The organism is Streptomyces parvulus (assembly GCF_014648855.1).
Classification (GTDB): Bacteria; Actinomycetota; Actinomycetes; order Streptomycetales; family Streptomycetaceae; genus Streptomyces; species Streptomyces parvulus.
The window spans coordinates 1-1,796 of record NZ_BMRX01000045.1 but is presented as its reverse complement, the minus strand read 5'-3'; the positions used below and the strand labels follow the sequence as shown (position 1 = coordinate 1,796).

The window sequence follows — 1,796 nt, the reverse complement described above, 5'->3', positions numbered from 1 at the left end:
GAGGACCCGGGTTGTTTCGCGGGGGTGCGGGAGGTCATCACCGGTGGTGACGTCATCTCCCCGACCGCGGTCCACCGCGTCCTGGAACACTGCCCCGACACCGTGGTCCGGTCGACGTACGGTCCGACCGAGACCACGCTCTTCGCCACCCAGGCCCCCTGGACCGCGGCCGACGCGGTGCCGGCGCCCATCCCGGTGGGACGCCCCCTGGAGGGCATGCAGGCCTACATCCTGGACGCCGGCCTGCGGCCGGTTCCGGCAGGTGACCCCGGTGAGTTGTACATCGCGGGTGCGGGGTTGGCGCGGGGCTATCACGGGCGGGCGGATCTGACGGCGGAGCGGTTCGTGGCCGATCCGTTCGGTCCTCCCGGCGGCCGTATGTACCGCACGGGTGACCTGGCCCGCTGGTCGGCCCAGGGCCTGCTGGAGTTCGTGGGGCGGGCCGACGACCAGGTCAAGATCCGCGGCTTCCGCATCGAACTCGGCGAGATCGAGGCCGTACTGGGCCGCCACCCCGGACTCGCCCAGGTCGCCGTCATCGCCCGCGAGGACCAGCCCGGCGACAAACGCCTGACCGCCTACCTCGTCGCCTCCGCCGAGGACGGCACCGTGGACACCGAAGCCGTACGCACCCACGCGGCCGGCCTGCTCCCCGAGTACATGGTCCCCACCGCCTTCATCGTCCTCGACCAACTCCCCCTGACCAACAACGGCAAGCTGGACCGGCGCGCCCTCCCCGCGCCCGACCCGACGACGACGGCGGCCCGAACCGGGCGCGGACCACGCGACCCGCGCGAGGAGATCCTGTGCGGCCTGTTCGCCGGGATTCTGGGTGTGCCCGCCGTCGGAATCGACGACAACTTCTTCAAGCTCGGGGGCCACTCCCTCCTCGCCACCCGCCTCGTCAGCCGTATCCGATCGGCGCTGGGCGTCGAACTTCCGGTCCCGGCCCTCTTCGAGGCGCCCACCGTGGCCGCCCTCGCCGACCGGCTGTCGGAGGCGGGGTCGGCCCGCGCCGCGCTGACGGCGGCGGAGCGTCCGGAACGGATTCCGCTGTCACCGGCGCAGCGTCGCCTCTGGTTCCTCAACGACCTGGAGAAGACGGGCGCGAGCTACGTGCTGCCGTTCGCCGTGCGGCTCTCGGGGGAGCTGGACCGGGCGGCCCTGCGAGCGGCGATCACCGACGTGTTCGCCCGGCACGAGGCCCTGCGGACGGTGCTCCCGCAGATCGACGGGGAACCCCGGCAGGTCATCCTGGAGCCCGACCGGGTCCGTCCCGAGCTGCCCGTGGTCGAGGTGGCGGCGGCGGACCTGGACGAGGCACTCCGGGCCGCCGGCAACACCTCCTTCGACGTCACGGCCGATCTGCCGCTGCGGGCCCGGCTGTTCACCACCGGACCCGACGACCACGTCCTGCTCCTGATCCTGCATCACGTCGCCAGCGACGGCTGGTCGCTGGCGCCGCTGGCCCGGGACATCAGCCTCGCCTACGCCGCCCGGCTGGGGGGCGTGGCGCCGGGGTGGTCGCCGCTGCCCGTGCAGTACGCCGACTACGCCCTGTGGCTGCACGGCCTCCTGGGCTCGGAGGACGACCCCTCCTCCCTGGTCAACGGACAGCTGGACTTCTGGACCAAGACCCTGGAAGGAATACCCGACCAGCTGGAACTGCCCTACGACCGACCCCGGCCCGCGATCGCGAGCTACCGCGGCGACACCGTCCCCATCACCATCGACGCAGGCCTGCACCGCGCACTGCTCGCCCTGGCCCAGGACACCAACACCACCCTCTTCATGGT

Annotated in this window: 1 protein-coding gene; it reads left to right on the top strand. The window is 72.5% G+C overall.

What is annotated here, in order from left to right:
* Positions 1-1,796, top strand: a 1,796-nt coding sequence (locus IE108_RS34620; RefSeq protein ID WP_189397852.1) for a condensation domain-containing protein, incomplete at both ends; no start/stop codon positions are given.